Raw genomic sequence first — 8,532 nt, 5'->3', positions numbered from 1 at the left:
AGGCAGGTACGCTGTCCGTCCCTGCCGTCCCAGCTTCCATTCCAGGTCCCACAGTTCACAGACCGGGAGGAGCCTGGACATGAAGAAGACTTCGATGATGGCGGGGGTGGTGGCGACGGGCGTGTGCATCGCGGCCCCGGCCTTCGCGGTGGACGCGACCCAGGTCGGGCGCAGGATGGGCTTCAACGAAGAGGAGGTCAAAGCCGGCCTGGACGTGCGCGCGGGTCTGGGCGGCTTCACCGGCGAGCTGTCCGACGAAACGGGCGTGGGGGGGCTGTTCGGCATCACCGCGGTCGCCCAGCCCGCGCCCCTCGTCGGCGTGGAGGTCGGCTACGAAGGGCAGCGCATCCCCATCAATGATGACCGCGTGGGCGACGGCAACCACATCTTCCGCAACAACGGGACGGTCCTGGGCAAGCTGGGCCCTGTCCTCAAGGAGCACTGGCAGCCGTTCGTCGGGCTCGGCCTGGGCCTGAGCTACCTGGACTCCTCCGACAGCGCGTCGCCCGTCTACCAGAATGACTGGCAGACGGAGTTCCCGATGGCGGCGGGCCTCGACTACCGCGCGGGCAACCTCTTCGCCGGCGTGCGCGCCACCTACCGCCTCCTCGGTGGCGAGGAGCTGACCACCGTCCCTGGCACCACCAGCGACGCGAAGGGCAGCCTCTTCAACGGCAACGTCACCGTGGGCGGCCGCTTCTAGCCCGCCGCCCACGCAGTCCGCGTCCGCGAAGGGACGCGCTTCACAGCTCGAAGCGCGTCATCAGCACTTCCGGACGCGGATCTTCCTTCCACGCGTCCAGCACCGCCTGCGCCGGCGACCGGCCTGAAGCCGCCACCGCCTCCAAAGGCGCGAGCAGCGGCGCGTCCTCGGGGTCCAGCCGCAGCAGGCCCCGCTTCGCGATGGCGACCATCTCCCCGGCCAGCCGGTGCAGCTCACGCGGCCCCAGCTTCCCGGCCAGGCCCTCGCGGCGCGCGGTGTCGTGGAAGGCCAGGTGCTCGGTGAAGTTCAGCCGGGGCAGCAGCAATTCCGCCTCCTCCAGCGCCTGCGCGTCGTAGAGGATGCCGCGCCAGAGCGCCCCCAGTTCCTTCTTGAGCTGCACCTCCGGGAAGAGCGTGGACAGGTGGTCCGTCCAGTCGGCCATGTCCGGCGGATTGCCCTCGTAGCCCTCCTTCATCAGTTGGCGGAAGGTGAGACGAGCCCTGGGTTAAGGGGCGCTCGGCGCTGGCGGTTGATAGTTCTGCGTAGTGCGAGCGGATGCAGGCGAAGGACAGAAGTGACGGAAGTCACAGGCATCACACGTTGCATCGTCGCCACCGGCAGGCCAGTGGGCGATGATTGTCCCGTGCTGCGCTTCATGTGCAACACATGACTCGATGTTGACGACGACGTTATCGAAAGCGCTAACGGCGGCATCAATGCTCGGCTGCGTGATGGGGACAATCCGGATCGCTCGCTGCATCCGAAATGCCGCCGAGAACGCGGGAGCAGCGGCCCCAGGGCGCCATGTTCGCAGTTGATAGTCGTCCGGGGAGCCCGAAACAGGCCGCACATCGGTGCGGCCCTGGTTGACCTCTCGCTGCAGTTGACTGATTCCCGACGGAGCGAGCTCATTGATGTATAGCAGCACTCCCGCCACGATAGGAGCAGCGCCCGGCTGCCGAGACCGGAGCCAAGCGTACATTTGTAATTGCCAGTCGCCTTGGGTCCAGTACTCATCATCCAAGGCGGGGCGCCGCGAGCCTTTGTAGTCAACGATAATCTCTGCACCAACAGGCAACTGCGGCACTGCGGCCCGGACTGCATTACAGATCATATTATTAGTTGTGGCACTCACCGTCATGGAGGACAGTACATCCATGATTCCATGAAGTTCGTACATCTGGGCGCGCGCTCGAGTTCCATGCGGCATCGTGAGCGAGCGCGTACCAATCACCCGTTCCTCAGCAGAACGAATGAGCGGGAACAATTCGGGACCAATCTCATTGACTGCCCGCTCGGCCCGTTCATACGCGGACTCGCGCAAGCTCTTGCTCCGTGGGCTTTTTCCTGCTGCATCAAGTGTTGTCTCTACTAAGTCCCCGATTATTCCAATATCATTCGCGGCACGGCTCGGGTCCGGGCTGGTGTTGTAAGGAGTCGGCGTGCAGGGCCAGGGGAAGGGCGGGTGGCTAGTCAACCAAGTCCGGTACGCCGTCTCCATCACGCCGTGGATGAACTCGCCGAACCACATCTGAACAGGCCGGGACGGCGGTAGAGCGCTACCACTTTGATATCGGTACTGTAACCCGCACCGCATGAATGAGAGTAGATCTCCCGTCAGCGAGTAGTTGGGGACAAGTTCGGGCTCTCGACGTTGTTGAAGCATCAGATCAGCTCCAGAGGAAGGTTATTCGCCTGCGGAGGATGGCGTTGGCCTGAATACGGAGTCCTCCAATCCCAGGTGCCATCGGCCCGCCAGAAGGTGGCGGTATGGCGGATGCTCGTTGAGTACTGCAGGCAGGTGTCCAGACCTACGAGGAGCAACGCGGATTGAGGCCGACTGTAGGCCACATAGTATAGGCGGATCAGATCCTCGAAGGTGCGTTGCAGAGCGGTGCGTTGCAGGCGCAGCGTACCAACGGAGCAAGACGGGGCGAGCTCATCCTCCAACTGGGTGACATTGCTTGGCTTGTCGGGGAATCGCCGGAACCGGGTCTTCGCGTGGTTGGTCTTGAAATCTGAGCCGACATCCACGATGACCAAGGGAAATTCGAGCCCTTTGGCCTGATGGATGGTCATCATGGCGAAGCGATCCCGAGGCACGCTCGGCATGATTTCTTCATCTACATCTATCGAGCTTTCAGCAATGGGAGCGAAGATGTCTCTCAGGGCGTTCTCTACGCTGATTCGATCATGCTGCCCCGAACCGTGAAGCACCAGCGCGCGGTAGGGCGAGAACGTCGCCGACTGTGAGATGGCCCGGGTTACTGCCTCCAAATGCACCTGTCCCTCGGGGTCATCGCGCAGGTTCGGGAACCATGCAAGTAGCGTAAAGCAGAGTTCAAGGATTGGCCATTCACGCGGCCACGGGTTGCCCGACTGGGACTGGCGGCGCCTCCAGGCAGAGGCGAAAGCAGACAGTCCATGCGGGTGAACTGGCAGAGGGTTTGTGCCGGCATACTGAGTGTAGGCGTCGCGGAATAAGCTAAGGTACTGCTGGGCCTCACCGCGAAGGCGCATGGCGCTTTGCAATACCGCTCCAGGATCTAGGCACTCCAGCATTGCTCCCACCAACTGCCGGATCACAGGAATGTCACGAAGCGCCTGCCCTCGTGGGTTGAAGACGCCGACATTTCTTACAGCCAACTCCCTCCGAAGCTCATGGGGAAGTCGGGCCCGCGGAGTCGAGCCCATGAACCCTGACGTGAACTCGTTCACTGAGTGCGACAGGAGCACGGCATCACCGAAGTCTCCCCCCTGAGGTGCCTTGGCTATGGTCACTTGTCCCATGGTGCCGCTGACGGCACGTCCATTTCCACGAAACACGTCGTAGAGGAAGGCCGCAAGGTCCGTTGCCAGCGTCGAAACATCCGAACGGAACATGCCCATTACTCGTGCCCCATTGGAGGGAAGTTGGGCTCGGATCGCCGGTTTGGGAGGCTGGACGCGCGCGGGCGAGAAGTCAGGATCGTTGACGATGAAGGAATTGAAGAAGGAGACGAGTTCAGGAGTCGAACGATAGTTTGCGATGAGATCTAGGCGCTGCGCGGCGATGTTAGGCACTACGGCCGCAAGCCGCGTCCGAAAGTCCCGGAAGAGTTCAACTGTGGCCCCGCGGAATCGATACAGTGATTGATCGTCATCACCCACAACCGACAACGACCCATGAGTACGCCGGAAGAGTTCGAAGTAGATACTCTCCTGGAGAAGGTTGGTGTCCTGGTACTCATCCACGAGGATGGCACGGACGACATCGGTGAAGCGTGTAAGGCGTCCAGCCCGAAGCCTTTCAAGGAAAGCCTGCTCAAGTAGCGCAAAGTCCAGGCGATTGGTGTCCCGCAGGTGCTGCATGTAGGCGCTATATCCCCGGACTAGCAGTGCGCGAGCCCCTGTGTGGGTTGGCAGGGCCTGGAATGCGGGCAGATTGATGATGTCGTGCGCGAAGCGATCGAAGAGCGGGCGCACGCTTCGGATGAGGTCCCCCACATTTCTCGGAGCAGTGCCGTCAAAAGTGAAGTTCGCAAGGAAGCTGGCAACTGCGGGATCAATCGTGCCGTTGTTGTAGACCGTATTGGTGAGGCCGCGACGGTGCATGAGCGCATCCGCCGCGAACCCCTCAAGCAAGGCGGGAGCAGGGTCTGTGGCAGCGCGCAGCGTGCGCAATGCATCCTCACACACGCTGTCGAGGGTTCCCGTTACGAAGCGGTTGACGTCAACTTGGGCTAGGTGCGGTTGCAAATGGGGGGGGCCGTGCTGCTTCAGATAGCCCACCAACTGGAGCCCCCACTCAATGAGCCGGGTGCGAATCTCCGCTGCCGCCTTCTTCGTGAACGTGGTGAGCAGCACATGCTCGGGCAGAAGACCGTCGACAATGACGAGCCGGAGCGCCCTGAGCACGAGCACGGTCGTCTTTCCACTGCCGGGACCCGCGACAATCTGAAGAGGCATTGCAGGAGGATGTAGGATGCACGCCTCCTGTTGTGCGTCCGGTGCAGGAGGACGGCCAACCTGTGTCCGGAACCGAGGAATCGCGAGGCGGATGGTGGGGATGAAATCGCTGATGGGCAGCAAGGCAGTGGAAACCGGCATGAGAGGGGCGTGGAGGTACAGATGTCACCCTGACTATGACACACTCAGGCGGGCATTGAGCTTGCCCGGACTCGGTGGCTCTCCCGCGCTTTGTGTGATGCGTAGGCTCGGCGGCGAGCAGCGCGCGACGGCGCAGCAGGTCGAAGCTGGCGCGACCATACATCTGATGACTTCGAGGGCTTCATGCTGCTGCCGCCGTGAGGCGTCCGGGGGCATTTGAGCCAGCACTGGCGCGGCGTACTCCAAGAGGGTTTCAGAGATTTTCGAGTCCATGGGAGTCCTTTCACGTAGCGGCGTGCAGGTGCGGTAGCAGAGGCGGCTCGCCGTGGAGCGCTGCCAGCACGGCCGCGCGCAGGTAGGCCTTGGGCTCGACGCCGCAGCGCTTCGCCGACTCCAGCAGATTGTAGAGAATGGCGGCCACCTCGGTGCCGCGGCGACTGCGGCTGCCGTAGTGATTCTTGCGGCCCACCACCGGCCCGCGCAGGGCTTTCTCGGTGGCGTTGTTGTCCAGGGGCACGTGGGCGTCGTCCAGGAAGCGCGTCAGCCCCGGCCAGAGGCTTCCCAGGTAGCCCAGGGCCTTGCCCAGCGCGGACTCGGGCAGCGCGCGCACCGCGAGGGCCCACGCGTGCAGGCGGGACACCACAGGACGGCTCTTCTCTTGGCGAAGCGCGTGCAGCCGCCCCACGTCGTGCGGGCCCGTCTGGTACTCGCGCTCCACCTGGTAGCGCTCGCCAATGAGTCGCACGGCGACGTCGGCCTCGGGTCCGCCGCACTCCAGGAATTTCCTGCGCACGTGGGCCCAGCAGTGCGCCACGTGGAGGCGTCCGGCGCGCTGCTTCGCCACCGCCGCGTAGACGGCGTAGCCGTCCGTGTCACCAGCACGCCCGAGAAGTCCTTCAAGAGTTCTCTGGCGGCCTAAGCCCCCGGACATAGATGTTGTCCAGGGAAGCGAAGCCGCAGGTGGTGACGGCGCAATGCGCGCCGCACTGCCCTCAACAAGTCGTCGAGGGTGGCGTAGCTGCGCTCAGGCAACTCGTAGTGATTCACCACTTGCAGCCCGGCCTCCACGTCGTTGAGCTGTGGCGAGTACGCCGGCAGGTAGAAGAGGCGCAGGCCCTGACGGCTCAACGCGTGCGCCGCGTTCTGGACCTGGTGGGCGACGTGGATGCCCACGTTGTCCAGCACTACCACGCAGGGGCACAAGCCGGAGGGCAGTCGGCGTAGCAGTCTCACCACATCGTGCGCCATCAGCGTGCGCGGGCGCACCAGGAAGCGCAGCCCGGGCTTATCTCCAGACGGGCGGTACGCCACCAGCGCGTTGACGCGTCGGCGCTGCGGGTTCTCGTACGGCACCAGTTTGCGCGTACCACCGGCGGCCCAGCTGTAGCCGGTGGGCTGGGTCGGGCTGAAGCCGCACTCGTCCAAAAAATAGAGGTCTAGTTTCCCCTCTCGGGATTTTTTCAGACGCAGCAGGCGCGCTCGGGCCTGGCTGACGGCATCAGGCTTTTGCTTGTGTGTCAGGCTCATCTTCGTGCGCCGCCAGCCGGCCCCCATGGTCGCCAGATAGCGACGCACCTGTCGTGGGCCCAGGTGGATTCCGTGCGCCTCCAGCGCCCCCGACAACTGGCCAGCACTCCAGGCGCGCGGCGCTTCGAGCAGCCCATGCAATGCTTGTTGCACGCGCTGCTGGTGCTCGAAGTCAGGCGTCGGCCCTGGCAGCTTCTTGTAGAGGGCCTGCTCGCCTTGCATGCGCCAGCCCTTCAGCAGCCGACGCACCGTCTTGTCGCTGACGCCCAAGTGGCGTGCGATGCGCGGCGCACTCCAGCCTTCGGCGGCAAGCAGGACCATCTGCACACGGTCCCGTTCGTCCGCATCCACATCTGCTGAGCGGCCAATGTCCCGCAGCCGCTCACGCACCGCATCGTCCACCCGTAGCGGTCCCATGCCAGGGGTGGACAATATCTATGTCCGGGCGATTAGGCGGTCGAAGCCGTTGGCGCCTGCGTGGTGTACCTGCTCACCTACAGCCCGGACTTCAATCCCGATGAGTTGTGGTGGGCGGGCCTGAAGCTGCCGCTTCGTCGGCTCGCACCTCGGGTCATTGAGGAACTTGGCACGGACGATGAAGCAGTTACGTGCGGCCACTCCGCTCGCGAAGCTTGCGGCTTGGTTCCGCCACTGCCTCTCCGTCCTTCAACTCAAATGATCCCGGCGTTAGCCTGCCGCTAGCCAAATCCTCCGCGTCCGCGGAATTAGGCCCCGCGTCCGCGGCACTCCGCCGCGGACGCGGCCTCACGGCTTCACAGCTCGAAGCGCGTCATCAGCACTTCCGGACGCGGGTCTTCCTTCCACGCGTCCAGCACCGCCTGCGCCGGGGACCGGCCCGAAGCCGCCACCGCCTCCAGCGGCGCCAAGAGCGGCGCGTCCTCGGGGTCCAGCCGCAGCAGGCCCCGCTTCGCGATGGCCACCATCTCCCCGGCCAGCCGGTGCAGCTCGCGCGGCCCCAGCTTCCCGGCCAGGCCCTCGCGGCGCGCGGTGTCGTGGAAGGCCAGGTGCTCGGTGAAGTTCAGCCGGGGCAGCAGCAGCTCCGCTTCCTCCAGCGCCTGCGCGTCGTAGAGGATGCCGCGCCAGAGCGCGCCCAGCGCCCCCGTCATCGCCGCGGTGGAACAGTCCGCGCCGCGCACCTCCAGCACCTTCTTGAGCCGCACCTCCGGGAAGAGCGTGGACAGGTGGTCCGTCCAGTCGCCCATGTCCGGCGGCTTGCCCTCGTAGCCCTCCTTCATCAGCTGGCGGAAGGTGAGCTTCGGGTGGCGGTACTCGCCCTCGCGGCGCAGGAACAAGAGCGGCGCGTCCAGCGCCCAGTCCACATACGCCTGATAGGAGAAGGAGCCGTCGAACCAGGACGGCAGGTAGCCACACCGCGTGGGGTCCACCTCTTCCCAGACGCGGCTGCGGAAGGACATGTAGCCGGACGGCTTGCCTTCCAGCAGCGGACTGTTGGCGTACAGCGCCACCAGCAGCGGCGACAGGCGCGCCACCGCCACCGTCTTGCGCACGCAGTCCGCTTCATCCGCCCAGTCCAGGGACACCTGCCCGGTGGACGTCATCAGCATCATGTTCAGCGCCAGCCGGCCGCGCTCCGGCAGCGTGCGGCGCATCACCTGGTAGCGCGTCTTGGGCATCCAGGGCATCTCCCCCGTGGTGCCCACCGGCCGGTAGCCCAGCGCCACCAGCCGCAGGCCCAGCGCGGACGCCGCCGCCTTCGTCTCCTTCAGGTGCTCCAGGTTCTCCTGGTGCGCCTCGCGGGCCGTGCGGAACGGGCTGCCGGACAATTCGAACTGCCCACCCGGCTCCAGGGAGATGGCCGCCATCCCTCGCTGCAGCGCGATGACCGGCGACTGGGGCGTCTCCCGGAAGCGGTCGTAGCCGCCCGGGGCGATTCGCTCCAGCAGGGCGCCAATTCCGTTCGGACCCTCGTAGGTCGGGGGTTGGGCGGACCCCACGGGATAGACGAACTTCTCGTGTTCCAGCCCCAGCCGATGCTGAGTCCGGGGCTTCTCCCCTTTGCGAAGCTCTTCCACCAGGGGGGCGGCGGAAGTGAGGGGCTCGGAGGCCACGCGCTTGAGGTCGAGGGACATGAGGGCGCCCTATATAACGGCTGTCTCTTATACACATCTGACGCTGCCGACGACTTAATAGGTGTAGATTTCGGTGGGTGCCGTATCATTAAAAAAAAAAAA

Annotated in this window: 6 protein-coding genes and 1 pseudogene; 1 reads left to right on the top strand and 6 read right to left on the bottom strand. The window is 64.6% G+C overall.

Features of this window, described 5'->3' with window-relative positions; genetic code table 11:
* The first annotated feature begins 79 nt into the window (after window positions 1-79).
* Window positions 80-703, top strand: coding sequence for an outer membrane protein (locus D7W81_RS07080; RefSeq protein WP_120554562.1), 624 nt, complete (start codon window positions 80-82; stop codon window positions 701-703).
* Window positions 704-743: 40 nt separating this feature from the next.
* Here the strand turns inward: D7W81_RS07080 and D7W81_RS07075 are convergent.
* The 6 genes and pseudogenes from D7W81_RS07075 to D7W81_RS07050 all read right to left on the bottom strand — a co-directional run.
* Window positions 744-1,199, bottom strand: a pseudogene (locus D7W81_RS07075) (glutamate--cysteine ligase); the annotation flags it as partial.
* A gap of 9 nt (window positions 1,200-1,208) precedes the next feature.
* Window positions 1,209-2,300, bottom strand: coding sequence for a PD-(D/E)XK nuclease family protein (locus tag D7W81_RS07070; RefSeq protein ID WP_244227027.1), 1,092 nt, complete (start codon window positions 2,298-2,300; stop codon window positions 1,209-1,211).
* 68 nt (window positions 2,301-2,368) lie between these two features.
* On the bottom strand, window positions 2,369-4,732 hold the full coding sequence (locus D7W81_RS07065; protein WP_244227025.1) for a UvrD-helicase domain-containing protein: 2,364 nt from the start codon (window positions 4,730-4,732) through the stop codon (window positions 2,369-2,371).
* Window positions 4,733-5,075: 343 nt separating this feature from the next.
* Window positions 5,076-5,723 (bottom strand): IS66 family transposase, encoded by a 648-nt coding sequence (locus tag D7W81_RS07060; RefSeq protein ID WP_120554559.1) that lies wholly within the window; start codon window positions 5,721-5,723, stop codon window positions 5,076-5,078.
* On the bottom strand, window positions 5,708-6,721 hold the full coding sequence (locus tag D7W81_RS07055) for an IS630 family transposase (RefSeq protein WP_158621478.1): 1,014 nt from the start codon (window positions 6,719-6,721) through the stop codon (window positions 5,708-5,710). The genes D7W81_RS07060 and D7W81_RS07055 overlap by 16 nt, the downstream gene beginning before the upstream one ends.
* A gap of 371 nt (window positions 6,722-7,092) precedes the next feature.
* On the bottom strand, window positions 7,093-8,430 hold the full coding sequence (locus D7W81_RS07050) for a glutamate--cysteine ligase (protein ID WP_120554557.1): 1,338 nt from the start codon (window positions 8,428-8,430) through the stop codon (window positions 7,093-7,095).
* Window positions 8,431-8,532: the final 102 nt, after the last annotated feature.

The sequence above is a fragment of the Corallococcus aberystwythensis genome (assembly GCF_003612165.1).
GTDB classification, from domain to species: Bacteria; Myxococcota; Myxococcia; order Myxococcales; family Myxococcaceae; genus Corallococcus; species Corallococcus aberystwythensis.
This window is presented reverse-complemented; position numbering and strand designations above follow the sequence as displayed.